The organism is Xanthomonas sp. GPE 39, from assembly GCF_000963005.1.
In the GTDB taxonomy this organism is placed as follows: Bacteria; Pseudomonadota; Gammaproteobacteria; order Xanthomonadales; family Xanthomonadaceae; genus Xanthomonas_A.
Genome location: NZ_JZHZ01000007.1, coordinates 570,201 through 594,101, shown reverse-complemented (window position 1 = coordinate 594,101; position 23,901 = coordinate 570,201). Strand labels below are relative to the sequence as shown.

The 23,901-nt window shown below is 64.7% G+C and carries 23 protein-coding genes and 1 pseudogene; 14 read left to right on the top strand and 10 right to left on the bottom strand.

Going from position 1 to position 23,901, the window contains the following annotated elements; genetic code table 11:
* Positions 1-61: 61 nt before the first annotated feature.
* Positions 62-880, top strand: a complete 819-nt coding sequence (locus XALGPE39_RS02400; RefSeq protein WP_045726834.1) for an HDOD domain-containing protein — start codon at positions 62-64, stop codon at positions 878-880.
* 179 nt (positions 881-1,059) lie between these two features.
* Positions 1,060-1,878 (top strand): lysophospholipid acyltransferase family protein, encoded by an 819-nt coding sequence (locus XALGPE39_RS02395; RefSeq protein WP_045726833.1) that lies wholly within the window; start codon positions 1,060-1,062, stop codon positions 1,876-1,878.
* A gap of 45 nt (positions 1,879-1,923) precedes the next feature.
* Here the strand turns inward: XALGPE39_RS02395 and XALGPE39_RS02390 are convergent, their stop codons facing one another.
* Entirely contained in the window at positions 1,924-2,589 is a 666-nt protein-coding gene (locus XALGPE39_RS02390; protein ID WP_045726832.1) for a hypothetical protein, read from the bottom strand.
* Positions 2,590-3,041: 452 nt separating this feature from the next.
* On the opposite strand from XALGPE39_RS02390, the gene XALGPE39_RS02385 reads away from it, so the two are divergent.
* The 7 genes from XALGPE39_RS02385 (at position 3,042) to XALGPE39_RS02355 (ending at position 9,440) form a co-directional block, all read left to right on the top strand.
* Complete coding sequence (locus XALGPE39_RS02385) at positions 3,042-4,478, top strand: Do family serine endopeptidase (RefSeq protein WP_045726831.1); 1,437 nt, start codon at positions 3,042-3,044, stop codon at positions 4,476-4,478.
* 168 nt (positions 4,479-4,646) lie between these two features.
* A complete protein-coding gene (locus tag XALGPE39_RS02380; RefSeq protein ID WP_045726830.1) occupies positions 4,647-5,018 on the top strand; it encodes a hypothetical protein in 372 nt (123 codons plus the stop codon).
* Between the two features lie 5 nt (positions 5,019-5,023).
* Positions 5,024-5,515, top strand: a complete 492-nt coding sequence (locus XALGPE39_RS02375) for a hypothetical protein (protein WP_045726829.1) — start codon at positions 5,024-5,026, stop codon at positions 5,513-5,515.
* On the top strand, positions 5,512-5,955 hold the full coding sequence (locus tag XALGPE39_RS02370) for a hypothetical protein (protein ID WP_045726828.1): 444 nt from the start codon (positions 5,512-5,514) through the stop codon (positions 5,953-5,955). The genes XALGPE39_RS02375 and XALGPE39_RS02370 overlap by 4 nt, the downstream gene beginning before the upstream one ends.
* 136 nt (positions 5,956-6,091) lie before the next feature.
* Positions 6,092-7,192 carry an AI-2E family transporter gene (locus XALGPE39_RS02365; protein ID WP_045726827.1) on the top strand — a complete coding sequence of 367 codons (1,101 nt, stop codon included), beginning with the start codon at positions 6,092-6,094 and terminating at the stop codon, positions 7,190-7,192.
* An 89-nt stretch (positions 7,193-7,281) separates the two neighbouring features.
* Positions 7,282-8,007, top strand: coding sequence for an HAD-IA family hydrolase (locus tag XALGPE39_RS02360; protein WP_045726826.1), 726 nt, complete (start codon positions 7,282-7,284; stop codon positions 8,005-8,007).
* A 62-nt stretch (positions 8,008-8,069) separates the two neighbouring features.
* Complete coding sequence (locus tag XALGPE39_RS02355) at positions 8,070-9,440, top strand: M17 family metallopeptidase (protein WP_045726825.1); 1,371 nt, start codon at positions 8,070-8,072, stop codon at positions 9,438-9,440.
* A 119-nt stretch (positions 9,441-9,559) separates the two neighbouring features.
* Here the strand turns inward: XALGPE39_RS02355 and XALGPE39_RS02350 are convergent, their stop codons facing one another.
* From XALGPE39_RS02350 to XALGPE39_RS02330, 6 genes and pseudogenes are all read right to left on the bottom strand, one after another.
* On the bottom strand, positions 9,560-10,921 hold the full coding sequence (locus XALGPE39_RS02350) for a VOC family protein (RefSeq protein WP_045726824.1): 1,362 nt from the start codon (positions 10,919-10,921) through the stop codon (positions 9,560-9,562).
* Between the two features lie 133 nt (positions 10,922-11,054).
* Positions 11,055-11,612, bottom strand: coding sequence for a hypothetical protein (locus tag XALGPE39_RS02345; protein ID WP_045728910.1), 558 nt, complete (start codon positions 11,610-11,612; stop codon positions 11,055-11,057).
* 302 nt (positions 11,613-11,914) lie between these two features.
* Positions 11,915-12,171 (bottom strand): annotated as a pseudogene (locus tag XALGPE39_RS15040) (IS3 family transposase); the annotation flags it as partial.
* A gap of 147 nt (positions 12,172-12,318) precedes the next feature.
* Complete coding sequence (locus XALGPE39_RS02340; RefSeq protein WP_045726823.1) at positions 12,319-12,684, bottom strand: EF-hand domain-containing protein; 366 nt, start codon at positions 12,682-12,684, stop codon at positions 12,319-12,321.
* Positions 12,685-12,917: 233 nt separating this feature from the next.
* A complete protein-coding gene (locus XALGPE39_RS02335; protein WP_045726822.1) occupies positions 12,918-13,307 on the bottom strand; it encodes a hypothetical protein in 390 nt (129 codons plus the stop codon).
* A gap of 145 nt (positions 13,308-13,452) precedes the next feature.
* Positions 13,453-14,262 (bottom strand): N-acetylmuramoyl-L-alanine amidase, encoded by an 810-nt coding sequence (locus tag XALGPE39_RS02330; RefSeq protein ID WP_082061925.1) that lies wholly within the window; start codon positions 14,260-14,262, stop codon positions 13,453-13,455.
* A gap of 255 nt (positions 14,263-14,517) precedes the next feature.
* Here XALGPE39_RS02330 and XALGPE39_RS02325 point away from each other — a divergent pair, with 255 nt between their 5' ends.
* The 3 genes from XALGPE39_RS02325 (at position 14,518) to XALGPE39_RS02315 (ending at position 18,575) form a co-directional block, all read left to right on the top strand.
* The gene (locus tag XALGPE39_RS02325) at positions 14,518-15,909 is read left to right on the top strand and encodes an SH3 domain-containing protein (RefSeq protein WP_045728908.1); all 1,392 of its coding nucleotides are present in this window, start codon (positions 14,518-14,520) and stop codon (positions 15,907-15,909) included.
* Positions 15,906-17,009, top strand: coding sequence for a dipeptide epimerase (locus XALGPE39_RS02320; protein ID WP_045726821.1), 1,104 nt, complete (start codon positions 15,906-15,908; stop codon positions 17,007-17,009). Before XALGPE39_RS02325 ends, XALGPE39_RS02320 begins: the two co-directional genes overlap by 4 nt.
* A gap of 270 nt (positions 17,010-17,279) precedes the next feature.
* Positions 17,280-18,575: an APC family permease gene (locus XALGPE39_RS02315; RefSeq protein ID WP_045726820.1), complete on the top strand. Its 1,296-nt coding sequence runs from the start codon at positions 17,280-17,282 to the stop codon at positions 18,573-18,575.
* Between the two features lie 87 nt (positions 18,576-18,662).
* Here XALGPE39_RS02315 and XALGPE39_RS02310 read toward each other — a convergent pair whose 3' ends face one another.
* The 3 genes from XALGPE39_RS02310 to tsaD form a co-directional block, all read right to left on the bottom strand.
* A complete protein-coding gene (locus XALGPE39_RS02310; RefSeq protein WP_045726819.1) occupies positions 18,663-20,843 on the bottom strand; it encodes a glycoside hydrolase family 3 N-terminal domain-containing protein in 2,181 nt (726 codons plus the stop codon).
* Positions 20,844-21,278: 435 nt separating this feature from the next.
* The gene (gene folB, locus XALGPE39_RS02305) at positions 21,279-21,638 is read right to left on the bottom strand and encodes a dihydroneopterin aldolase (RefSeq protein WP_045726818.1); all 360 of its coding nucleotides are present in this window, start codon (positions 21,636-21,638) and stop codon (positions 21,279-21,281) included.
* Complete coding sequence (tsaD, locus tag XALGPE39_RS02300; protein ID WP_045726817.1) at positions 21,631-22,779, bottom strand: tRNA (adenosine(37)-N6)-threonylcarbamoyltransferase complex transferase subunit TsaD; 1,149 nt, start codon at positions 22,777-22,779, stop codon at positions 21,631-21,633. Before tsaD ends, folB begins: the two co-directional genes overlap by 8 nt.
* Positions 22,780-22,900: 121 nt before the next feature.
* Here tsaD and rpsU point away from each other — a divergent pair, with 121 nt between their 5' ends.
* Positions 22,901-23,116, top strand: a complete 216-nt coding sequence (gene rpsU / locus XALGPE39_RS02295) for a 30S ribosomal protein S21 (protein ID WP_003465342.1) — start codon at positions 22,901-22,903, stop codon at positions 23,114-23,116.
* Between the two features lie 232 nt (positions 23,117-23,348).
* Positions 23,349-23,795, top strand: a complete 447-nt coding sequence (locus XALGPE39_RS02290; RefSeq protein ID WP_045726816.1) for a GatB/YqeY domain-containing protein — start codon at positions 23,349-23,351, stop codon at positions 23,793-23,795.
* Positions 23,796-23,901: the final 106 nt, after the last annotated feature.

The window sequence follows — 23,901 nt, the reverse complement described above, 5'->3', positions numbered from 1 at the left end:
ACCAGGCGGGCGCGGCCGCCCAGCGCGCAGTGCCTGCTTCCCGTTCCATCTTGAGGCTTTCATGAAACTAGAGGCGCTGTTCGACCAGTTGCACACCCTGCCGACCATTCCCCAGGTGGCGCAGGACCTGATCCTGCAATTCGATTCCCCCGGCACCAGCCTGGATGCGGTTGCGCGCAACATCGAGCGGGATCCGGTGATCGCGGCCAAGGTACTGCGTCTGGCCAATTCGGCGCGTTTTCGCGGCGCACGCGATTCGACCACGGTGGAAGACGCCGCGCTGCGCCTGGGTTTCAACACCCTGCGCACACTGGTGCTGGCCTCCTCGATGACCGGCGCATTCCAGGCCCCCGCGCATTTCGACCTGCGCGGGTTCTGGCTGCATAGCTTCGAGGTCGCCGGGGTCTGTCGGTTGCTGGCACGGCAGAAGGGCCTGGACCCGGAAACCGCCTTCACCTGCGGGATGATGCACAACATCGGCGAACTGCTGATCCAGACCGGCGCGCCGAGCTATGCCGCACAACTGCACCCGGGCAGCTCATCCAGCGGCCGTGCGGCCGACGAAACCGTCCAACTGGGCTTCGGCTATCCCGAAGTGGGCGCGGAACTAGCGCGGCGCTGGCAGTTGCCGCAGGTGATCCAGACCGCCATCGCCTACCAGGTCCACCCGTTGCAGGCACCAGAAGGCGAACCGATGCCGCGCGTGGTCGCACAAGCCGCGCTGGTCGCCGATGCCCTGAGGCGCTACGGCGGCGCGACCGCCGAAGCACGCCAAGCGGTGACTGGGCCACTGTTGGAAGAGGTGGACCTGGACGCACTGTTCGCCGCCCTGCCCGAGGTGATCGAGGCCGACCGCGCCTTTACCGAAATGCTGCGCTGAGCACGGCCAAGACAAGGTCCCGAGTCGCTATCGGGCATGCGCGCGCGTCAGCAACCCAGCAACGCGCGAACGCCGCGCGTTGCTGAGCTGGCACACCGCCATCGAAGCAAGCACGTCGGTGTCGGCTACCATCGCAGCGGTCGTGCGCGACCGCCCGCCTCCTTGAGTTCTGCTTGCCCATGCCCCCCGACGCTCCGCTTCGCTCTACCGCCGCCCCCCTCCTCGGGCGCCTGCGCATCGTCTTCAAACTCGCCGCCTGCGTGCTGGCCAGCCTGCTGCTGATGCCGCTGCAATGGTTACTGATGCGTTTCATCCGTGGACGTGGCGCGTTCGTGCTGCCACAGCTTTGGTTCACCTGCCTGCGCCAAGCGCTGCGTCTTCGCATCGAGGTGGTCGGCCAAGCACGCGCCGATGGCGGCACTTTGTTTGTCGGCAACCACCTCTCCCACTTCGACATCGTCGTGCTGGGCAGCCTGCTGCACGCACGCTTCATCGCCAAGAACGACATGGAACGCTGGCCCGGCATGCGCCACATTTGCGCAATGGCGCAGACCGTGTTCATCAGCCGTCGTCGGCAGGATGCGGCCGCCGTCGCCGCCGCCGTCGCCGCGCAACTGCGCCCGGACCATGACCTGGTGCTATTCCCCGAGGGCACCACGTCCTCCGGCGAGTGCGTGGCGCCGTTCAAATCCAGCCTGTTCTCGCTATTCCTGGACGCGGACGCGAACACGCCGCGCTGGACCTTGCAACCGTTCACGCTGGAACTGCGCAGCGTGGACGGCCAGCCACTGACACAGGGCGGCAATCGCGATGCGTATGCGTTCTACGGCACGATGCAGGCCGGCGCACACGTAGCGCAGTTCCTGCGCCTGTCCGGTGCAGTGGTACGAGTGACCTTCCACACGCCGATCGCACTCGACCGCAAGGCGTTGGCCGCACATCTGCACGGCATCGTGTCGTCGGCGCTCACCGCACCGAGTCACCCGGTCACGCCATAACCTGCCTCTCTCCCGTGCACGGGAGAGAGGATGCAACACGACGGCTTACTTCTTTGCCCGGCTGGCGGCAACCTTCTTGCCCGCGCTCTTGCGTACAGCGGTCTTCTTCACCGTGGCGCCCTTCTTGGCGACCTTGGCGACAGTCTTCTTGGCCGCCTTCGCCACCTTCTTGACCGCCTTTTTGGCGACGACTTTCTTCGCGGCTACTTTCTTCACTGCTTTCTTGACCGCGACCTTCTTCGCGGCAACCTTCTTGACCGCCTTCTTCGGCGCGGCCTTTTTAGCGGTCACTTTCTTCGCCGGAGCCTTTTTGGCAACGGCCTTCTTTGCCGCCGCCTTCTTTGCGGGAGCTTTTTTGACCGCCGCCTTCTTGGTGGTCTTCTTGACCGCCTTCTTCAGCGCGGCGGCTTCGGATTGGGCGCTGGCCTTGGCCGCTTCCAGCTTCTTGCGCGCACTGGCGACTGTCTTCTTGACCGCCTTGCCGGCCTTCTCGGCACGCTTGGCGACGGCCTTTTCGGCCTGCTTCACCGCCTTACGGGTCTTGGCGACTTGGTCCTGCACACGCTTTTGCACGTTCTCAGCGGTGTGCTTGACGCTGGCGACAGCCTCGCTGGCGGTCGCCGCGATGGTCTCACCCACGTTGGTGGCGGTTTCTTTCATGTTCTCGGCGACTTGCGTCAGCGTCGCCGTTACTCCATTGCCATTGCTCATAAAACCCTCCTCAGGGTGTCGGTGTTTGATACCACACGGGCGATGCTATACCGATTGCAGCAAAGCGGGGAGCCAACGCGGGCGACATGTCGCGGATGGTCGACAAACGCGCGCCATCGCCGCAGGACACCGCCTTGCCCTGCGTCGATACGCCGGCACGCAGACGTCGCCTGCACGACTGAATACGACCACTCAACAAGGAGCACACGGGTCGCCGTGCCATCGCCCGGCATTGCCCCCCCATTGCCTCCAGATACAGCGACCAAGATCGCGGCAGGCCAGCAGTGGGCAGACCGGCCCTCAAGGCAATCAGCGGCATGATGACGATCACGGCACACGCCGACGAGGTGGCGGCTTTTCACTGAGAGTTAAACGCCGTGCGTTCATCTTGATTTATGCCATCAGGCGCCCATTTTCCCAATCCGTCTCCCGCGTTCCCCGGAATCCGACTCATGCGCCCGCTGCCCACGCTGCTGACCCTGACCGCCGCCGCTGCCTTCGGCGGTTTCGCTGCCACCGCGATCAACGCGCAATTGGACAATCGCGCCGATGCCGCGCCGACACCCGTGACGCGAACGGTGGCGAACACGGCCGCATTACCGACATCCGTCGCCGGCACCCCGCTGCCATCGCTGGCACCGATGCTGCAAACGGTCATGCCCGGCGTGGTGAGCATCAATACCAAGCAGGTGGTGCGGGTACGCAACCCGTTCTTCAACGACCCATTCTTCCGCCGCCTGTTCCCGGACATTCCGCAAGAACGCATCAACGAGTCGCTGGGCTCGGGGGTCATCATCGATGCCAAGAACGGCTACGTGCTGACCAACCATCACGTGGTGGAGAACGCCGACGATGTGCAAGTGACCCTGGCCGATGGACGCAGCTTCAAAGCCGAATTCATGGGCTCGGACGCGGATACCGACATCGCCTTGATCCGGATCAAAGCCGACAATCTCACCGACATCCGCCTGGGCGACAGCGACAAACTGCGCGTGGGCGATTTCGTCGCAGCGATCGGCAACCCATTCGGCTTCACTCAGACCGTAACCTCGGGCATCGTCTCGGCGATGGGACGCAGCGGCATCCGCGGCCTGGGCTATCAGAACTTCATCCAGACCGATGCCTCGATCAACCCAGGCAACTCCGGCGGCGCACTGGTGAACCTGCGCGGCGAACTGATCGGGATCAACACCGCCAGCTTCAACCCGCAGGGCAGCATGGCCGGCAACATCGGGCTGGGTTTGGCGATTCCATCGAACCTGGCCCGCGCGGTGGTCGCGCAGTTGCTCAAGAACAACGGCGTGATGATCCGTGGCACGTTCGGCATCGAGACCCAGAACCTGACCGCGCAGATGGCGCAAGGGCTGGGCCTGCCCTCCCCGCGCGGCGCACTAGTGACGCGAGTGCTGACCGGCTCGGCCGCCGCTGCGGCCGGACTGCAACCGGGCGACGTGGTGATCGGTGCCAACGGCGAACGTCTGGACAGCGCCGAGGCGCTACATAACTACGAAGGTCTGCAGCCGGTGGGCAGCACGGTGACGCTGGAAGTGCGCCGCGAGGGCAAGCCACTGCAGCTCAAAATCGGCCTGAAGGAACAGCCGCGCACGGTGAAAGGCGAATCGCTGGACCCGCGCCTGAGCGGCGCCACCTTCACCGATCTGCCCGAATCGCTGCGCCAGTCCGGCGTCTCCGGCGTGCTGATCGGCAACGTGGCGCGCGGCAGTCGCGCGGCGCAAAACGGCCTGGCCAGCGGCGATATCGTCGTCGCAGCGTCGGCGGGCGAGTTTGCCGACCTGGCCAGTTACCGCGCCAACTTCGCGCGCAAGCCAGCGCAACTGGTGCTACGCGTGGTGCGCGGCGGCGTGCAGGCCGATTTAATGATGCAATGAGCCGGTCGCATTCGGGACAGGCGCGCGGCGCGGCGACTCTCCGCGTGCATCGCCCGTGCCGGTTCGCTGACATTTTTTATACCTTGGCGATGTTATATGTCGCCTATATTTTCAGCAGCGCCCGCCACTGGCGGGCGGCGTGCTCCGCCCCCCGAAGGAGACATGTAGATGAATTCCAGCCCCACGAGCACCGATAACCTCAAGGACAACCTGAGCGAAGCCGGTGCGCATCTGAAGTCGGCCGCCAGCTACGCAGGCGAAGCGATCAAGGGCGCCGCCGGTGCCGCCAGCGAAGAGTTAAAACTGGGCAAAGCCAACGTCAAGGCCGAACTGTCCGACAGCGCACTGTCGGGACTGGCAGCGGCCGAATTCGGCGGGGCGGCGGCGAAAGAGCAGGTGGATGCACTCATGGACAAGGGCCGCGACCTGATCGACAGCGCCGCCGAGCTGATCCGTGAGCGCCCGCTGGCCTCGTTCGGGGTGGCCTTCGCCGCCGGCTGGATCATCGCCAAACTGGCGCGCAGCGGCGGCGACAAGTAAGCCGCGTGGGCGAGGAGCAAGCCTGCGCCGGCACCTCCGACGGCGCTGCGGCGGAACCAGCGGCGGCAACACCGTCGCTGGGGGAAGCGTTGCGCATATTCAGCACAGCCAGTCGCGAAGGCTTGCACGCCACACTGCATACCGGCCGTGCTCTGCACCGGCTGGTCGCCGCCGATCTGGCCTTGGCCCGCGTCGCACTGGTGCGAGCGTTGGTGTGGCTGACCGTTTCGGTGGCGTTCGGCGCCTCGGCCTGGATGCTGTTGATGAGCGCGTTGATCGCATTGCTGCATCGTATAGGCTGGTCGTGGCTGGCATCGATCACGACCACCGCGGGAGTCAGCCTCGTCGTGACCGCCCTCGGTGCCTGGCAGGCGTTGCGCTACATGGAGATGAGCAAACTCGACGCCACCCGACGCCAGCTTGCCAAACTGGGGATCGGCAACGGCGATGAGGACCACAACGACGCGTCCATCCCGACCAGCAAGGCATCCCCATGAAGCTGGATCAATTACAACACCGCGTCGCCCGCGCCGAAGCAGTGCTGGAAGGACGCCGGGAACAGGTGCGCACGCACTGGACCACGTTGCGGCAGGGCTGGCACGAAGGCTGGACGCCACTGCGCATCGTCGTGGTCGGGCTGGGAACGGGTTTTCTGGTGGGCCGCGCCGAGCCGGTCGCGGCGCTCGGCAAACTCGGCGGCAAAATCGGTGGCACGCGCTGGCTACAAATGCTCAGCACGCTCTACAAACTGTTCAATGTGGTCACCGCCAAGACAGGCTCAGACGCTGCCGAGCGCACCGCAGACACGACGCAGGCGGCGGCGGACACTGAGCCCGCGGACTCCAGCGACACGACCCGACGCAGCGATGCGCCTGCCGCGCACAGACCGGAAGCGCCCAACCCGACCGACACGACAGTGGCGCTGTCCGAGCCTTGAAACACCCCACGACCGCGCGACAACCAAGCGCTGGTCATACCGCGCCAGGTAGGATCGGCCTACACTGCGCTTCCTTTTCGAGGCCGGATGCTGCGGGTCTTACAACGCAGGCCAGGTCCACCGTAGCGCAGATGCGATGAGTAACGTTCCCGATTCCGCGACCAACGACCGCGACGCCCTACCGCCGCCACACAACGCGCGGCCACGCGGCCCGGTGTCACTGGTGGTGCTGGCGACCCTGGCCGTCGCATACACGCTATGGGCGGCACAACAGGTGATCCTGCCCGTCCTGCTCGCGGCCTTCTTCGCCCTGATCGGCAACCCGATCCTGCGCCTGCTGCGACGGCTCTACCTGCCACGCTTTCTGGCCGCGCTGGTCGTCCTGCTCTCGGGCATGGCGGTGGCGGCGGCGCTGACCCTGCAACTGGCCGGGCCAGCCGCCGCCTGGGTGCAACAAGCACCTGCACAGATGCGCCACATCGCCACGCAGGTGCACGACCTGACCAAACCGATGCAGTTGGCCAACCAAGCAGCGGAAAGTTTCGCACGCGCCGCCGGTGGCGAAGGCGGCCCCCGCGTGCAAGTGATCCGCACGCAGATGGACGACCCCTACCGGGCACTGGTGCGGACCCCACGACTGGCCGCCTCGGCCCTGGCAGTGGTGTTGCTGACGTTCTTCTTCATGGTGTTCGGCGAGAACCTGCAACGGCACGCAATCGCCCTACTGCCCAGCCGTCAGCAGCAGAAGTTCACCACCGACATCCTGCGTTCGATCGAACACGAGGTATCGCGCTATGTGCTGACCATCAGCGTCATCAACACCCTGGTCGGGCTGGTGTTCGCGGGCATTTTGATCCTGCTGAACATCACACCGCAGGAAGCGTTGCTGTGGGGCACGGTGATGGCACTGCTGAACTTCGCGCCCTACGTTGGACCGCTGATCGGCGTGGTGCTGATGCTGCTGATGGGCCTCGTCGCGTTTCGCGACCTGCTCAGCGCAATGCTGCCCGCACTGTTTTACCTGGCGCTGCATCTGATGGAAGGTCAGGTGGTGACACCGATCGTACTCGGCCGACGCATGGCGATCTCACCGCTGATGCTGATCCTGGCGCTGATGCTGTTCGGCTGGCTGTGGGGAATGATCGGCCTGCTGTTGGCAGTGCCGTTGCTGGTGTGCATCAAGATCGTGCTGGCACGGGTGGATGGCATGCAGCGCTGGGCGCGCCTGCTGGAGTAACGCCTGGATTGGCAACTCGGGAAAGATGGATCGCCCCGCTGTCTACCGGCAACACTGGGGCGCTACCGCGCATGACGTAAAATCCACGCGTGACTCATTCCCCGACTTTCCCCGTTCGCGCGATCACGCTGGATCTGGACGACACTCTATGGCCCTTCGCGCCGATCGGAGCGCGCATCGAACAGGTGCTGCACGACTGGTTGCTGCAACATAGTCCGCGCACCGCTGCACGCTTCCCGATCCCGGCCATGCGCCAGTTGCGCGACACGGTGGTCGCCGCACACCCGCATCTGCGCCACGACATGAGCGCACTACGACGCCTCACCCTGCGTCAGGCACTGCGCGAAAGCGGGGCCGATGAAGCGCTGGCGGAGCCGGCCTACGCGGTCTTCCATGCCGCACGCAACCAGGTGGAATGCTACCCAGACAGCCTGCCCGCACTGCAACGCATCGCCGCATGTGTGCCGGTGGTGGCACTGAGCAACGGCAACGCCGACTTGGCCACAATCGGACTGGAGCGGCATTTCGCCTTCCAACTCAGCGCTGGCGAACATGGCGCGGCCAAGCCAGACCCGAGTATCTTCCACGCCGCCTGCGCGCGTCTGGCATTGCCCTGCGCGCAGGTGCTGCATGTCGGCGACCACATCGAAATCGACGTGCTCGGTGCGATGCAAGCCGGCCTGCGTGGCTGCTGGATCAATCGCCAGGCACAGGTCTGGTCTCCGCCGACACCACCGGATCTGCAATTCAACACGCTCACCGGCCTGGCAGATTGGCTGGAGACCACGCAACCACTGCACACGGCGCACGCATAAGCAGCGCCGCACATCTCCAGCAATTCCCCCTTTCCCTCCCACGCGCAAGCAGGATCTCCCGAATGTCTTTGCCGACAGGCTTCACCGACGCCTCGCACACACCACTGCCGCTGTATGTGCTGGAACGTGAACATCTGGCCGAATGGCGCTCAGCGCAATCGCCGGCGTGGGTGGCGTGGATGGACACGCAGCAGTTCATGGCCGCGCCCGGCACGGTGCTGTTGCTGCCAGGCGCCGATGGCGTCGCGGCGGCGGTCCTGGGCATCGGCGATCGCGGCGATGCCTATGCCTATGCGCACGCGCCGTTCGCATTACCGGCCGGCAGCACCTGGCACTTAGCCAGTGCGCTGGACGCCGATGCGTTGGCCGCGCTGCACCTGGGCTGGGGCCTGGGCAGCTACCGCTATGACCGCTACAAGCAACCGGCACGCTTGCCGGCGTCGCTGATCGCCACACCGCAAGCGGAGGTACTGGATTTACTCCAAGCCTGCGTGCGCGTGCGCGACTGGATCAACACGCCGACCGAACACATGGGACCGGAACAGTTGGAAGCAATCGCCCACGCGATTGCGCAAGACCACGGTGCGCAGTTCGAGAGCATCGTCGGCGACGCACTGCTGGAGCAGAATTTCCCGACGATCCACGCGGTCGGTCGCGCCTCGCACCGCGCGCCACGACTGTTGATGCTGCGCTGGGGCGAGGACACGCACCCGCACGTAGCGCTGATTGGCAAAGGCGTATGTTTCGATACCGGCGGCCTGGATCTAAAACCAGCCGACGGCATGCGCCACATGAAGAAGGACATGGGCGGCGCGGCGCATGCGCTGGCGCTGGCCGGGTTGGTGATGGCACAACGTCTGCCAGTGCGACTGACGGTGCTGCTGCCAGCGGTGGAAAACGCGGTCGGCCCGAACGCATTCCGCCCTGGCGACGTCATCGCCACCCGCCAGGGCACGACCGTGGAGATCGACAACACCGATGCCGAGGGCCGACTGGTGCTGTGCGATGCGCTCGCCTACGCCAGCGAGCAGAACCCGGACACGATTGTGGATTTCGCCACGTTGACCGGCGCGGCGCGCATCGCCCTGGGACCGGACCTGCCGGCGCTGTTCTGCAACGACGACGCGCTGGCGCAAGCTTGGATCGAGGCCGGCGAGCGCCATCGCGATCCGGTCTGGCGCATGCCGCTGTGGCGTCCCTACCTGCGCTACCTGAGCAGCTCGGTGGCCGACCTGGCCAACGCGGGCTCGCGCATGGCCGGCGCAGTGACCGCGGCACTGTATCTGGAACGCTTCGTACCGGCGCGGCAGTCCTGGGCACATCTGGACGTGTACGCCTGGAACGACGGCGAGCGCCCCGGCCGTCCGGCCGGTGGCGAGGCGCTAGCGTTGCGCTCGGCCTACGCCATGCTCAAGGCGCGCTACACGCGATAGACCGTCGCCGCACGGCACACGCACGCCGCTGCAGGAAAACCAGGGGGCTTACGCTCGGCGCACGAGACCGCGCGCCGACATGACGCGCCTTGCGCACGAGGCAATCGCCGACGTTTCTTTCAGCGATTCAATGCCTGTAGCGAATCGCGCTCGATCCCGGCATAGATGGCGAACGCGTCATGCACCCTCGCTCCCAGCGCCTGCTCGAATGCGGCGCGGTTAGCGTGCGCCGTATAGCCGCGCTGTTCGCCGCCACCGAGATTGGACTGGAAGATGCCTGCGGCGCTGACCGGCAGGAAATCCTCGTAGACGATCGGGTCGGCACTGACCAGGCCCTCGGCGATCAACGCCTCGGCCGGCTTGCCGGCCAGCGCCTGCGCCCCGGCAGCACGACCGGCGTCGGTGAGTGCATAGCGAAAATAGCCCAAACCCTCGCGGCGCAGCGTGGCTTCATCGTCGGGGAAATCGGCGAAGACGGCCTGCAGACGCGCCATGTAATCACCAGCGGCGCTGCCGTCGGCGCCGCGCGCACGCTCCAGCAGCGCGTCGTACAGCGCGCGGCCTTTCGGCGTCAGCGCCAGGCCGCGTTGTTCGATCTCGCCGAAACGCGCGGTGTGGGTGCCGGCCTCGGCACTACCCGCAACGCAGGGAAAACGCACGGTTTCTTCCAGTGCCTTGAAACTGGTCTGGCGTAGCAGGATCGGGCAACGCCGACGCGGCGGCCCCTCGATCACCGCCTTGGCCTCGATGCCACGACGCAGCATCTGCGCCTGCGCCGCGTCGATATCCAGCGTGCGCGGAGTCAAATGGTTGATGTGCGGACCATGGAAGCTGACCACGTCGGCAATCAGTTTGTGCGCATCGCTCAGCGCGCGGTAGGTCGGCAAGGACACGGTCGCATCACTGTGCCAGCGGAAGGTCTCCAGCGCCTCGACGACGAAGCGTTGCGCGTCCACCTCGCCCAAACCACCATCGCGCTCGCAGCGCGCAATCAGTTGCAGCGCGCCATCACTGAAGATGCGTCGCCGCGCGAGAATCTGCGCCGCCTGCGCACGCAGTGCCGGGTCTTCGATCAACTCCAGTCGCAACAACGAGGTGAACACGCGGAATGGATTGCGCGCCAACGCTGCCGCATCCAACGGACGGAACGCGGTGGAATGCACCGGCACACCCGCCACCGAGAGATCGTAGTAATCAACCGGTGCCATCCCCATCACCGCGAACAGACGCCGCAGCATGGCCAACTCCTCCGCCGTGCCGACACGGATCGCACCATGCCGCTCCTGATCCAGCCGCGCGCGTTCGTCGTTGCGCCGCAGTTGCGCCTCAAGTGCAGGATCGGCGGCCAGGGTCTGCGCATTGACCTGCGCCACCAGCTCCATCAACGTGCCGTACAACGGCACCTCGGCGCGATACATGTCGGACATGGCCCGCGCGAACAAGCTGCGGATGACGTCGGGCGAAACGAAGGCAGTGGTCATCGGGCGCTCCGGAGCGACGGCAACACCGGCAGCGGGACCGGCTGGAGGGATATTCTCGCGCCGTCGCGACGCCACGACCAGTCGTGCGCTGCGTGCGATCAAATCCGGCGAATCGGATGCTGCGCCTGCGCCGTCATTCCGGTTGTGCAACGGTGCGCTCGCGCTGGGCGCGGTCGCCGAGTTGGCGGCGCAAAAGTGCGTCCAGCACGATCGGCCGGTCCCAATGATCGTCACTGGCGACGATGGCATGGCGTAGCGCGCGGTAGGCCAGCGACCCCGGCGGCGCCTGCAATGCCCGGGTCACCCGCGCCCAACCGACCTGCATGCCGGCGACACTACGGGCGCGCACCACCTCACGGTAGGGGCGTCCGATCGCTTTGGCCAGGAACGCGGCAACGTAGATATCGCGGGCGGGCCAATGGCATTGGCGCAACAACGCCTCAGCGTAGCCGCGCGGCATCTGCGCATAGCGCGCAACCTCGTCGAGAAAACTATCCGGATAGCGCGCGGCATAACGATCGATATCCAGCAACTGGCGATCAACCCAGGCATCGCCGCTGGCGGGCATCTCGGCCGGCACTGCAGCGTCGGATACAGACGCCGACACAGATGCAGGCTGCGCTGCGGCAATGCCGACAACACACAGCAGTACGAGCAACAGCGAACCAGTAGCATGCAAACGAAGCGGCATGCGCCAATTGTGCGGCATAACGTAGGCGCTGTCAGCGCGCCTGCACAGGCCCGCGCATGTGCAGGCGGCGCGCTGCGCTGCAGGTTCGCCGCGTGCCGGTCGATATCGCTCAGCGCTTACAGCCACTCCACGGCGATGAGCATCTCTCACAAACTTGTGCCGATTGCACGCAAGCGTATTGAGCGCAACAACCGCTTGGGCCGTCATCGCTGGGACGTGGAGCGAACGCCTGCCTGGTTGCAGATATGCGCAAACCGCGCATCCGCTTTGAACTGATAGGCCCAGGGTTGCGTAGACACTGATGCCCTTCGTTGCGCATAGCGCCGCTCGAACGCTACAGGCGATAAGTCGCCAGTTGAACCATGGCGACGTTTTGGGTTGCAAAACATCTCGATATAGTCGAACGCGCCGGCGCGTGCGGCATCTTTGGCGGGATAGATCGGCCGCCTGATCCGCTGGCGTTTGAGCAGACCGAAGAAGCTCTCCACGGGTGCGTTGTACCCCAAGGGCAGGCTTCGCGCTCGTGGCAGTTGCCGCGCCGACTTATGCTGCATGCCAAGCGCATTAGAGCGGCCAATAAAACCTCGCGAGAGCTGTCGGGCGGGTGCGAACAGCGCGCAGGAATCACAATGTAAGACGGCACATGAGGATTCCGAGCACTGCCCGCGCCCATCCGGCTGCGACGCAGTGGTTTTATTAACTACTCTTATTTTCCATCACTACCGCTGCCGCCAGCCATGCCAGCCTGATGCTTGGCGACATAGGCTTTGTATTCCTCCGGGGTAAGCTTGCCGTTATGGTCGGTATCGGCCTGGGAGAAAATCTGGCTCAGACCAGCGTTGACCTGCGCCTCCTGCTTGCTGATGGCACCATCTTTATCGGTATCGACATCGGACCAAGTTTGGCCTTGACCGGACGCACCAGATTTTGTCACCTGCCCAGTGGCACTAGTGGAGGAACGAGCCTGCTCCGCCGCATCGCCATGGGCATCCTGGGCGAACGCCGGCAAGGCCAGCGCAGCGGCGAGAAGGACAGCGGAACCGATCAACGGATTGCGAGTGCGAATGTTCACAGATGAATCCTCCTTACTTATGCTTTTTCGGGAAGCGACCATGTCCGGTGAATTCCGGAACACGCCGCTACCGTGCCTCCACCAAACTGAATCCATCCCCCTGCAAAACAAGCCACCAAACGGATTATTAACCACCGTACACAAAGAACGCGCTACGACATTGATTACAATCAAATGAACGCACTGTAATAAATAAATTGAAAAATTAAGATTATAGAAATAAACCGTATGCTTCAGCGTATTTCGTGATCATGATCGGCCGCATTCTCTTTTGAACGCGAACTGAATACGACCCAGGCTAACGCCACACCCGCAAGCGCTCCCCCAACCTCCAACACCACACGGGACCCCAATTCGTCCGGATCGTGGATGCTGCCCAGCGCAATGCGCGCATAAAGTGGCGATTCCAGGCGCACGATGCTGGTATAGAACAAGTTCCAGCAATCGACCCCTGCCGATGCCGCTACCGCCAGCAGGCATGCCCCACCCAGCCGCTGGCCCTCGGACCAGCGCAGACGCTGGCCCAGCCAATCCCACAGCGCATATAGCAAGAATCCAACCGCCAACGCGATCAGTGCGGCTTCCAGCGAGCCCAGCAAACCGAAGTGCAGCGGCAGGTTCATCGGATCGTATCCTCTGTGAGCAAGAACGCCAGTCTAGAGCGTGTCATACACATCGAAGCAAGTGCGACAGCATCTGGAATGCGTTGAAACAAACACCCCTACCCACATACATGACCGGCATGAGACGCGCACGGAGGACGACACGCTAGAATTCGTCATGCTCCATCGGCAGCGGCGACGACGACCACTGAGCCAACAATGGCTGGCTCAGCGCATAAAGAATGCGCAGATCTTCCGCATCGAACGCGGTAGCCTCATTGCCCCGGTAATGGTGATGGAACGCGCGCATGACGGCGGCGCGGTCACCGATTGGATAACCAATCAATGCCAGCGCCTGCCACGGATCGAAGCCGGACGGCGCCGGCGGCGCATCAGCGGCAGGCCAGCGACCATACCCGGCATCGGCCAACTGCTTCCACGGGAACAACGGACCAAGGTCGACCTTGCGCGACGGAGCGAAATCCTCATGCCCGACTATCTGGGTACGCGGAATGTGCAGGCGTGTACACAGATCCTGAAGCAACACCAGCAAACTATCGATTTGCGCTTGCGCAAATGGGGCCTTACCGTCGTTGTCCAACTCGATACCGATCGAGACCGAATTGACGTCGGTGATGGTGCCCCAGCGTCCGGCACCGGCATGCCAGGCGCGCAGTTGGTCGCTTACCAACTGATAGCGTTTGCCATCGCGACCGATCAGATAATGCGCACTGACCAACTCGCCCAAACTGTTTCGCGAACGCAGCGTATCCAAGCTTTCCTGCAATGAATTCTTGCCTGTAAAGTGGATCACGATTAGATCCGCGCGGCGCTGGTTATAATTGGGTGACGGAACCCACTGCGCTAGCGGATTGTGCGGCGGCGCATTTGCGCAGGCACCGAGCAATGTGAACAGAATCAACAACGACAGCCGCTGCACGACAGGCAGCACAGGCACAATCAAACGACCGATCATGAGCAACTCCAAGACGGATAAGCACAAAGACACATCGACAGGTCGAAATCATTTCAGCGCGCGACGGCCACTCTCGACATTGGCCAACCAATTTCATTGTAAAGTTCTTCGTTAGAATTGATTAGAACGCGAGCGACCATTGACGCGGAATGCAGCGCGATCACGATCACAAATTGACAGAAAAATCCGGGAATCGAATATCATCCTCTCGGCATGCGCCGCGCTCCGACATTCTTTCCATATCATCAGGATTTCATGACCACCATGCGCGGCTTGTGCCTGTTACTCGCCGCCGCATTGAACGGTGCGATGACGGCACGCGCCACGGATGCGCAGCCCTGGCAAGTGCAGACAGCGCAATTACAAGCCGACCACTGGATCGCGCGCCTGCATACATGGCAGCGCCCGCTATTGGATACGACTCAGGTACGCGCCTTCAATGCGCACCTGCTGCGTCACGACCCCTCCATGCACGACCTTGCGGCGTTGCCGACGCAGATCAGTGCGGCGCAGGTGCGCGCGCAGATTCTGGCAGTGTCCGCAATACCTATGCACACGCTTTACGACGCTCAGGGCAACACGCTCGATGCCAAGCGGTTGCAGACATTGCAATCGGCACTTGCTCTGCATGCCCTGCCGGAGCAGGTAACCCCGCGTTATGGTCTGGTCGTGCGCCGCGCGGATTTGCGCCGGTTCCCCACTGCGCAACGCGTGTTTAGCACCCCCGACGACCACGAGATCGACCGCTTCCAAGAGTCGGCACTGTACCCGGGCAGCGCGGTGGCGATCCTGCATGCCAGCCGCGATGGGCAATGGCTGTTCGTCCTGGCATCGAACGAGGCGGCATGGATTGCACGAGACAGCGTCGCCGAAGCCGAGCGCGCCACGGTGCTGGGCTACATACAGCGCGAACCACGGCTGCTGGTTACCGGCACCCGCGCGTTCACCGACTTTGCTCCAGAGCTGCCGGCCGCATCGCAGGTGCAGCTGGACATGGGCAGCACACTGCCGCTGCTGCAGCAATGGCCACCATCGCAACCCGTCAACGGCCAATCGCCGCTGGCCGCCTACGTGGTGCAATTGCCGCTGCGCACGCCTGACGGCCACCTGCGGTTGGCACCGGCGCTGATACCGCGCAGTGCCGATGCACACGATGCACCGCTGCCTGCAACCCCGCAGGTTCTACTGCAGCAGGCATTCAAGTTCCTCGGCGAGCGCTATGGCTGGGGCAACAGCTACAATGGGCGTGACTGCAGCGGCTTCGTCGGCGATGTCTACCGCAGCCTCGGCATTCTCCTGCCGCGCAATACCCAGGATCAGGCACGCAGCCCCAGCCTCACCGCCATACCCTACAACGCCAGCGCGCCGCTGCCGCAACGGCAAAAAGTGCTCGCGCAGTTGCAGGTCGGCGACTTGGTGTACATCCCCGGCCACGTGATGCTGGTGATCGGCCACGAGCACGGCGACACCTGGGTGATCCACGACGTGACCACGGCCAGCGCCCGCAACGCGGCCGGACAACTACAACAAGTGCCATTGAACGGCGTCTCGGTCACGCCGCTAGAATCGCTATTGCTCGCCGACGGCACTCCCTTCATCGACCGCATCACCCGCATCCAGCGCATCCAGCCGATTCCAAGCCAATGAAGATCACCGACATTCGCCTGGGCATGCTGCGCGTGCCACTGCACACACCGTTCAAAACCGCATTGCGCAGCGTGCAAGCAATCGAGGACGTCGTGGTGATGGTGCATACCGATAGTGACCATATCGGCTACGGCAGTGCCGCCGCTACGCCACCGATGACCGGCGACACCCATGGCGCGATCATCGCGGCGATCGAGCATTACATCGCGCCACGCCTGATCGGCGAAGACATCGCCGATTTCAATCGGATCATCGGCTTGATCCAGGGCGCGCTCGCGCACAACAACAGCGCCAAGGCCGCGCTGGACATCGCCATCCACGACCTCTGGGCGCAACGCTACGGCGCGCCACTGTATCGCCTGCTCGGCGGCGGCACTCCGGCGCTGTCCACCGACCTGACCATCAGCGCCAACACGATCGACACGATGGTGCGCGATGCGCAGGCGGCCATCGCACGCGGTTTCGGCGCGTTGAAGATCAAGGTCGGCCAGGACACCGCCGGGGACATCGCGCGGATCAAGGCAATCCACGACGCGGTCGGTGTCCGTGCGCAACTGCGGCTGGATGCCAACCAAGGCTGGACACCGAAACAAGCGGTGCACACCATGCGCACGCTGGAGCAGGCCGGCGTGGTTCTGGAACTGCTGGAGCAACCGGTCAAGGCACACGATCTCGATGGACTCAGGTACGTCACCGAACGGGTGCAAACGCCGGTCATGGCCGATGAAAGCGTGTTCACCCCCGCGCAGGCGATCGAACTACTGCGACAGCGCGCGGCGGACATCCTCAACATCAAATTGATGAAAGCCGGCGGCATCGCCAACGCGCGACGCATCGCCGATATCGCCGCATCGTATGGCGTGCCGTGCATGATCGGCTGCATGCTGGAGTCGAGCATTGCGGTGGCTGCGGCGGCGCACCTGGCCGTGGCGAAAGCGGACATCGTCACCAAGGTAGACCTGGATAGCCCATCGTTAGGCATGTTCGATCCAGTACAGGGCGGTGTACGCTTCGACGAGGCGCAGATCCACATCAGCGATGCGCCGGGGCTCGGCATCCGTGCGATTGGTGGCTTGGAGCCATTACCGCGCAGCGCATAATCGCCACGATCCAATCCCGCGCAGCCGAGAGGATTTCATGAGCGAAGATATTCCACAGGCAACACGCAGCAGCGGACCGCACCTGTGCCTGCATCCGTGGCGCGCACCCAACAAAACCAGCAGCGGCAACGCCGCGACCATACCGACCGACGTGCAGGAGCGGCCACCCGCTCGGTGCCCGATGGCGGCATCGCGCGACGTGTTGTCCTCGCATCGAGTCTCCGCTCGACGACGTCTGCGTCGGGCAGTCCAGGCGACACAATCCACGCCATGAACCGACCGACCGCGCCCGCCCTGGTCCGTGCGGTCAGCCGCTGGCAGATCGTCGGCCTGTCGATCAATGACGTGATCGGCAGTGGCATCTATCTGCTGCCCGCTGCCGCCGCTGCACTGCTGGGACCACTGAGTCTGTGGGCGGTGCTGCTGGCCGGACTGGCAGTGGCCTTGCTGGTGTTGTGCTACGCGCAAGCGGCCAGCTACTTCGACGAACCTGGCGGTAGTTATCTGTATGCGCGCGAAGCGTTCGGCCGCTTCGTCGGTTTCGAAATCGGCTGGATGATCTGGCTGACCCGGATCAGTTCAGCGGCGGCGCTGGGCAACGGACTGGCAGACGCTGTGGTGCGCTTCTGGCCGGCCGCCGCGCATGGCGGCGCACGCCTGAGCATCGTAGTCGGCGGGCTTGGCCTGCTGACTGCGATCAATGTGATCGGGGTGAAGTCGGCAGCACAGACAGGCGTGGCACTGGTGATCGGCAAGTTGCTGCCGCTGGCACTGTTCGTGGCAATCGGACTGTTTTATGTGGATCCATCGTGGATTTTCTCCGGCAAGACCCCGGACCTACACGATGCCGGCACGATGGGCGAGGCGGCCTTGTTGTTGCTGTTCGCCTATGCCGGTTTCGAAAATATCCCTGCCGCTGCGGGCGAATACCGCAATCCGCGCCGCGACGTGCCATTCGCATTGATCACGATGATCGTCACCGTCACCCTGATCTACGCCGCAGTGCAGGTGGTGGCGCAGGGGACGTTGCCCAACGTCGCGCAATCGGCGACACCGCTGGCCGATGCCGCCAGCGGTTTCGGCGGCGAGGCGCTGGCGCTCATCCTCACCATCGGTGCCACCATCTCCATCCTCGGCACCACCAGCAACACGGTGATGCTGGGGCCACGCTTTTTGTTCGCGCTGGCCAAGGACGGCTACGGCCCTGCACTCCTGGCGCGGGTGCATCCGCGTTTCCACACCCCGGCGGCGGCAATCCTGTTGCAGGGCGTGCTGTCGCTGGCGTTAGCGCTCTCCGGCTCGTTCGTGCGGCTGGCGCTGCTGTCGATGGTCACGCGCTTGTTCGCCTACATCGGCACTGCGGCGGCGGTCCTGGTACTGGCACGACGCTACCGCGACCGCCCCGGTGCGCTGCGCCTTCCCGGTGGGCCGCTGATTCCGTTGGCCGCGCTGTTGCTGGCGGTGGCGCTGCTGCTCAGCGCCAGTTGGCAGAACCTGGCCGCAGCGGGCGCGGCATTGCTGGTCGGCGCATTGTTCTACCGTTTTCCGCGCAAGACGCCGGGATGAAACGTGCTTGCGCGTGCGGCGCCATCGCGCGACAGGCATGCGTGCGCAGCCATCCCGACGCCATCGACCGTCACGCGCACCGTGCCGTCATCGAGCCTGCGCGAGCAACTCGAACCCTACCGGCTCGCCACTGGTCGCCGAGGCGCACACCCACAGATCGAATTGCCCCGGTTCGGCGGTGCGGCATCCATCACGACCGGTGAAGGCGAGCGCATGCCGATCCAGCGTGAACACCACCGCCATGCCCTGCCCTGGTGCCAGACGCACCTTGCGGAACGCCTTCAATTCGCGCACCGGACGCACCCGGCTGGCGACACGGTCGTGGATGTACAACTGCACCACTTCCTCGCCCTCGCACTGGCCGACGTTGTCGATGCGGGTGGTGACGGTCAGGGTGTCGTCCCAGCCTAAGCGCGTGCGATCGAGCTGCGGCACACCATAGGCAAAACGGGTGTAGCTCAACCCATGACCGAACGGATATAGCGGCGCGTTCGGCACCTCGCGCCAACGCGCCTTGAACTCGCGCATCGTCGGCAGTTCCGGTCGTCCGCTGCGCGGGTGGTTATAGAAATACGGCTGTTGCCCGGCATCGAGCGGGAAGCTCACCGGCAATCGCGCCGAGGGGTTGTAATCGCCGAACAACACGTCGGCCACCGCCGGGCCGGTCTGCGTGCCCAGGTACCAGGTCACGACGATGGCGGCGGCATCGCGCACCGCGCCCTGCAACGCCAGCGCGCGGCCATTGCGCAGCAACACCACCACGGGCGTACCGGTGGCGGCAACGGCCTCGGCCAGCGCCTGCTGCGCCGGCGGCAGCACGATCTGCGTGCGCGACTGCGCCTCGCCGCTGTAGCGCTGCGGCTCACCCAGCGCCAGCACCGCCACGTCGGCGGCGCGCGCGGCGGCCACCGCGGCGTCGATACCGCCGTCCAGCGGCGCCTCCAGCGCGCAGCCCGGCACCACGGTCAACGCCTGCGCATCGTCCAGCGCTGCGCGCACCCCGTCTTCCAGGGTCACATAACGCGCTTTGTCACCGAACAACGTCCAGCAACCTTCGATGTTGTCGCGGTCCTGCGCGAACGGACCAATCAATGCGATCTTCTGCCCGTGCTTGCGTAGCGGTAGCACCGGGCCATCGTTTTTGAGCAGCACGATCGAGCGCCGCGCCGCCTCGCGCGACAGCGCATCGTGTGCGGGGAGATGCGACTGGTCCGCTTCGCGTGCCGGATCCAACGAACGATACGGATCGTCGAACAGGCCGATGGCTTCCTTCAGCGCCAGGACGCGGCGCACCGCCGCATCCAGCAATGCCATCGGTACGTCGCCGTTTTCCACCAGCGAGGGCAGATGCGCGGCGTAGAAACCGCTCTGCATGCTCATGTCCATACCGGCGAGGAAGGCTTTTTTAGTCGCATCGCGCTCGTCGGCGGCGTAGCCATGCGCGATCAATTCCATATCGGCGGTGTAGTCGGAAATCACCACGCCGGGGAACTGCCATTGCCCACGCAGGATGTCGGTCAACAGCTCGTGGTTGGCGCTGGCCGGCACGCCATTGATATCGTTGAAAGACGTCATCACCGTCAACGCGCCAGCGCCGAAGGCCGCCTGAAATGGCGGTAAGTGCACGTCGCGCAGCGTCTGCGGGGAGATGTCCACGCTGGCGTATTCCATCCCCGCCGCGACCGCGCCGTAAGCGGCGAAGTGCTTGGGCGTGGCCAGCAACGCATCAGACGCACGCAGATCCGGCCCCTGGAAACCGCGCACGCGCGCGGCGGCGAACGCGCAGCCCAGCACGACATCCTCGCCCGCGCCCTCGGCGCCTCGTCCCCAGCGCTGGTCGCGGGCGATATCCACCGCCGGGGCATAGGTCCAATGGAGACCGGCAGCGGTGGCTTCGATTGCGGTGGCGCGCGCGGTGCGCTCGGCCAACTCCGGCTCGAAGCTGGCGGCCTCGCCGAGTGGGATCGGGAACACCGTGCGCATGCCGTGGATCACATCCGCCGCCAGGATCACCGGAATCCCCAGGCGGCTCTCCTCCAGCGCCACCTGCTGGATGCGTCGCCCCAGTTCCGCGCCCACGCCATTGAATAGCGACCCAACACGCCCGGCACGCACTTGCTGCATCACCTCGTCGGCATTGCTCACGTTCACTTCCGGATTCACGTCAGGCGCGAACGGGCGCACCATGTCGGCAAAGACACCGAGCTGGCCGACCTTCTCCTCGACGGTCATGCGAGCGATGAGCGATTCAATACGATCCGAAACCATGAGGCCCTTTGAGAAAACGCTTACATAACTGCCGAGTTTAGCGCTGGGGCAAGACGATGAGGCAAATCCCGGCGAGCGCACGCGCTGTTCGGAACATTGCCTCACGCCCCGCCACGATCCAATCGCCACCCAGTCGGCCTGCCGAGCCACTACCGCCCGACACACTGCCTACAGCAGCGGCGTGCCTGGATGCAGCGCAAGATCGTGCGCAGGACGGGCAGCATCGGCACCGATGCGCGAACGCCAGGAAACCACTTGCAAGCGCGGCGTCATGCACTGCGCCACTGGCAGTCTCAACACGCCTCGGCAGGCCAGGCACTCACGTCGACGTTCATCACATGCTCTGGCCGCTGCCGGATCTGGGGATCGCCGCAGCAGCGCTCGCCATCCGGCTTCAACGCACGCACGCCGGATGCGATGGCATCCCAGGCCACGTCATCCGCCCTGACGGCTGCGCTCGATCATCACGCCCACGGCCAGTGCGCCGCGCACCGCTCCGGGCTTGCTCAGCTTCAAGCGCAACCAGTGCACCGCGAACTCGTCCAAAATCATCGCCGCACAGCGCTCGGCCAAGGTTTCCACCAGGCCGTGATCGGATTGCTCGACCAACTCCACCATGCGCTTGCTGATCGCCTTGTAATTCAGCGTATCGGCGATGTCGTCGCTGGCGGCGGGGATGCGGTTGTCGAAACCCATTTCCAGGTCGAAACGCAGCGTCTGCCGGATCCGGCGCTCCCAATCGTAGATGCCGATCAAGGCATCGATTTCCAGACCTTCGATAAAGACTTTATCCATTACCATCACCTGAAACCCGGGATTCGCGCCCCGGAACAGCATCTGTTGGAGCATCGCCGGGGCCGTTGGTGCGCGCCTCCTGCGTCGGCAACCCGGCCACCAATGGCGGCAGCGACGCCATCTCCCAACGTGGAGTCACCAGCACGGCGTCCGTGGCGTCGCGCAGCCCGGCCTGCAAGCGCAATGCGCCAGCGAAGGCGATCATCGCGCCATTATCGGTACACAGCGCCGGACGCGGAAAGCAAGCGCGGCCGCCGCGCGCCTGCGCCATCGCCTGCAAGCGCGCGCGCAAGCGCTGGTTGGCACCGACGCCGCCGGCAACCACGAGGGTGTGACTCCCGGCCGCCTCCAGCGCGCGTTCACACTTGATCGCCAGCGTCTCCACCACCGCATCCTCGAAGCCGCGCGCGATATCCGCGCGCACCGCGTCGGATTGGTCGCAGCCCCGCCAGGCCAGCAGCACCTGGGTCTTGAGCCCGGAAAAGCTGAAATCCAGGCCCGGTCGGTCGGTCATCGGGCGCGCGAAACGAAAGCGCCCCGGCGTGCCCTGCGCGGCCAGCGCCGCCAACTGCGGACCGCCCGGATACGGTAGCCCCATCATCTTGGCGGTCTTGTCGAAGGCCTCGCCGGCCGCATCGTCCAGGGTCTCGCCGAGCAGCCGGTAACGACCGATGGCCTCCACCGCGATCAACTGCGTGTGCCCGCCGGACACCAACAGCGCCACGAATGGCGGTTCCGGCACACCGAGCGCCGGGTCCGGGTCTTCCATCAGTGGCGCTAGCAAGTGGCCTTCCATGTGGTGCACGCCGATCGCCGGCACTTCCAGCGCCCAGGCCAGCGCGCGGGCGACACCTGCGCCGACCAGCAGCGCGCCGACCAGACCCGGCCCGGCGGTATAGGCCACACCGTCCAGGTCGCGCACCTGCAAATCGGCTTCGGCCAGGGTCTGGCGGATCAGGGGCAGCAGCTTGCGCACGTGGTCACGGCTGGCCAGTTCCGGCACGACCCCGCCGTATTCGGCGTGCAGTGCGATCTGGCTGTACAGCCCGTGCGCGCGCAGCGCGGCCGCACCGGAGCGGGTGGTGTCGTAGACAGCGACGCCGGTTTCGTCGCAACTGGATTCAATGCCGAGCACATTCATCCGTGCATTGTGGGGCCGAATCGGCGGCAGGCCAAACCCCGTGCTTGCAGCGCGAGAATCCGTCGCTATAATGTGCGGCTCGCCGGGCGTGACCCGGTCACCATTGTGCCCCGGAGATTCCATGCCCAGCGTCAAAGTCCGCGAAAACGAGCCCTTCGAGTTTGCGCTCCGTCGCTTCAAGCGCACCTGCGAAAAGGCCGGCGTACTGGCCGAAACCCGCAAGCGCGAGTTCTACGAAAAGCCGACCCAGGAACGCAAGCGCAAAGCCGCCGCTGCGGTGAAGCGTCAACTGCGCCGCACCTCGCGCGACGTCACCAAGCGCCAGCGCCTGTACTGAGGATCGCGGCCTACGGTAGCGCGGCCTGCTGGTTTGGGCAGGCGCTACGGTAAGCCCACGAAGCCGGCACGCGCAAGCGTCGCCGGCTTTTTGCGTCTCCCTCGCCACACGCTGCAATCCAGGCGCTGTCGCAGCCAGGTTGTACCAGCCGCGCCATTCCCATGGGCAACGGCTTGTCGCGGTGGCGTTGCCTAGAATGCTCCCGTCTTTTTCCTCCACGGTGGAACCCGTCATGACCCTCAAACAGCAGCTCACCGACGACATGAAGGCCGCGATGAAGTCCGGCGACAAGCACAGCCTGGGCGTGATCCGGCTGATCAACGCGGCGATCAAGCAGAGGGAAGTGGACGAGCGCGTGGACATGGACGACGCTGCGGTGATCGCCGTCATGGACAAGATGGTCAAGCAACGCAAGGACTCGGTGAACCAGTACGAGGCCGCCGGTCGCGAGGATCTGGCCAGCATCGAGCGCGAAGAGCTCACGGTGATTGCGCGCTATCTCCCAGTCAAACTTGGCGAGGCCGAGATCATTGCCGCGATCCAGGCCGCGATCGCACAGACCGGCGCCAGTACTCCGGCCGACATGGGGAAATTAATGGGCGCACTGAAGCCGATGCTCGCCGGCAAGGCCGACATGGGCCAGGTCTCGGCCCTGGTCAAGCAGCAACTGGGCGGCTGATCCGGCGCATCACGCTTCACCCATTTTTCGCGCGGGGCTGCTACAACACCGGCAAGCCCGCGCTTTACCGCGCGCAGCGCGGGGCTGGCGTTGCCGACGCCGCGCG

What these genes read in the sequence shown, in the direction of transcription:
- XALGPE39_RS02400 (WP_045726834.1), top strand. Translation starts at nt 62, where the DNA reads ATGAAACTAGAGGCGCTGTTCGACCAGTTGCACACCCTGCCGACCATT.
- XALGPE39_RS02395 (WP_045726833.1), top strand. Translation starts at nt 1,060, where the DNA reads ATGCCCCCCGACGCTCCGCTTCGCTCTACCGCCGCCCCCCTCCTCGGG.
- XALGPE39_RS02390 (WP_045726832.1), bottom strand. Translation starts at nt 2,589, where the DNA reads ATGAGCAATGGCAATGGAGTAACGGCGACGCTGACGCAAGTCGCCGAG.
- XALGPE39_RS02385 (WP_045726831.1), top strand. Translation starts at nt 3,042, where the DNA reads ATGCGCCCGCTGCCCACGCTGCTGACCCTGACCGCCGCCGCTGCCTTC.
- XALGPE39_RS02380 (WP_045726830.1), top strand. Translation starts at nt 4,647, where the DNA reads ATGAATTCCAGCCCCACGAGCACCGATAACCTCAAGGACAACCTGAGC.
- XALGPE39_RS02370 (WP_045726828.1), top strand. Translation starts at nt 5,512, where the DNA reads ATGAAGCTGGATCAATTACAACACCGCGTCGCCCGCGCCGAAGCAGTG.
- XALGPE39_RS02365 (WP_045726827.1), top strand. Translation starts at nt 6,092, where the DNA reads ATGAGTAACGTTCCCGATTCCGCGACCAACGACCGCGACGCCCTACCG.
- XALGPE39_RS02355 (WP_045726825.1), top strand. Translation starts at nt 8,070, where the DNA reads ATGTCTTTGCCGACAGGCTTCACCGACGCCTCGCACACACCACTGCCG.
- XALGPE39_RS02350 (WP_045726824.1), bottom strand. Translation starts at nt 10,921, where the DNA reads ATGACCACTGCCTTCGTTTCGCCCGACGTCATCCGCAGCTTGTTCGCG.
- XALGPE39_RS02345 (WP_045728910.1), bottom strand. Translation starts at nt 11,612, where the DNA reads ATGCCGCTTCGTTTGCATGCTACTGGTTCGCTGTTGCTCGTACTGCTG.
- XALGPE39_RS02335 (WP_045726822.1), bottom strand. Translation starts at nt 13,307, where the DNA reads ATGAACCTGCCGCTGCACTTCGGTTTGCTGGGCTCGCTGGAAGCCGCA.
- XALGPE39_RS02330 (WP_082061925.1), bottom strand. Translation starts at nt 14,262, where the DNA reads ATGATCGGTCGTTTGATTGTGCCTGTGCTGCCTGTCGTGCAGCGGCTG.
- XALGPE39_RS02325 (WP_045728908.1), top strand. Translation starts at nt 14,518, where the DNA reads ATGACCACCATGCGCGGCTTGTGCCTGTTACTCGCCGCCGCATTGAAC.
- XALGPE39_RS02320 (WP_045726821.1), top strand. Translation starts at nt 15,906, where the DNA reads ATGAAGATCACCGACATTCGCCTGGGCATGCTGCGCGTGCCACTGCAC.
- XALGPE39_RS02315 (WP_045726820.1), top strand. Translation starts at nt 17,280, where the DNA reads ATGAACCGACCGACCGCGCCCGCCCTGGTCCGTGCGGTCAGCCGCTGG.
- XALGPE39_RS02310 (WP_045726819.1), bottom strand. Translation starts at nt 20,843, where the DNA reads ATGGTTTCGGATCGTATTGAATCGCTCATCGCTCGCATGACCGTCGAG.
- folB (WP_045726818.1), bottom strand. Translation starts at nt 21,638, where the DNA reads ATGGATAAAGTCTTTATCGAAGGTCTGGAAATCGATGCCTTGATCGGC.
- tsaD (WP_045726817.1), bottom strand. Translation starts at nt 22,779, where the DNA reads ATGAATGTGCTCGGCATTGAATCCAGTTGCGACGAAACCGGCGTCGCT.
- rpsU (WP_003465342.1), top strand. Translation starts at nt 22,901, where the DNA reads ATGCCCAGCGTCAAAGTCCGCGAAAACGAGCCCTTCGAGTTTGCGCTC.
- XALGPE39_RS02290 (WP_045726816.1), top strand. Translation starts at nt 23,349, where the DNA reads ATGACCCTCAAACAGCAGCTCACCGACGACATGAAGGCCGCGATGAAG.